The sequence below is a fragment of the Enterobacter cloacae complex sp. P13B genome (assembly GCF_014895915.1).
Taxonomy (GTDB): Bacteria; Pseudomonadota; Gammaproteobacteria; order Enterobacterales; family Enterobacteriaceae; genus Enterobacter; species Enterobacter bugandensis.
In genome coordinates, this window is the sequence record NZ_JADBQN010000098.1 from 1 (window position 1) to 1,073 (window position 1,073).

The following is a 1,073-nucleotide window of genomic DNA, read 5'->3' on the forward strand; positions in this document are numbered from 1 at the left end:
ACTGGTTGTGGTTTTACTTCTGGCTTGGTTATAGTTTCTTCCTTATTTAGTGTTTCTTGTTTAACTACTTCTGCCTTAAATGTACGTAATTTTCTATATGGCTGACTTGTACCCAGTACTGTCATAGCGTATTCACGTGCTATCATCGAATACACAAGGCAATCTAGAGCCTCATTCCTCTTCTGCCCTTTCTTTAGTTGCCACATTAAACGCCCACCTTTGGGTTTTAACTCTTCGGATGTTAACTGTTCGAAATAGTCAAAAGGTAGTGAACTACTAAAATGTAATTGTGTTGGTGCTTGTTCTGGATTATCACCAAGCATATGATTTAGTAATTTACGAATGGTAGTTTTCTGTTCCTGACCATTCAGTACTATTAAACGTTTACCACCAGCAGTAGATTTTTTAAAAAGTTCACTAGTAGGTGAAGGGCTACCCTTAATCGGATGTAGTTTTGACCATCTATTACAGAAACGATATACCGTCTGTGTTGCGTTACCGGAGTCAACGAAACATGCAAGCGTTGGCACTACTCTACTACTTGGTGTTTTAAATGGTGTCTTGAGAAACTTCTCTAGCTCGTTCCATGCTGGTGCTTCTTCTTTAGTACAGTCTGGTGAGTAATGGAATTCATGCCCCAAAACCCAAACATTCTTTTCATCAAATGCAATTATCGTAGTTTCTACACGGTCGATCTGTTGGTCTGTGGCAGTACAAATACCTAATGCACTTTCGGGTATGTTGTGTAAGTTAAAACTATCATCCCTGTGTTGTTCTAATTGAATAATATCTACTTCTTTCTGATATTCATCTTCAAAGATTTCACCTAGTTCATTGTTCATGAAAGTTTGAAGATTGAAGTTATATAGAGCATCAGCATAACGTGCGGTCATTTCCTCTATTGTTCCCAATGGCGAGTACATACGAGAAATGCCGAACCCTACTACACCCTTTTCACCATCTGGATTAGTGGCAATCCAGCGGCCTTTATCTACCATTTGGTGTCTTTTATGTTCACTGATTTCTTCCTTACAATTAGGGCAAATCAATTTAGCCGTAGTACTATCTGGTAT

General features: G+C 38.6%; 1 protein-coding gene. It reads right to left on the bottom strand.

Annotated elements, in window-relative coordinates:
• A partial coding sequence (locus tag IM273_RS22020) for a terminase gpA endonuclease subunit (RefSeq protein ID WP_370551856.1) occupies nt 1-998 on the bottom strand: 998 nt, incomplete at its 3' end.
• Nucleotides 999-1,073: the final 75 nt, after the last annotated feature.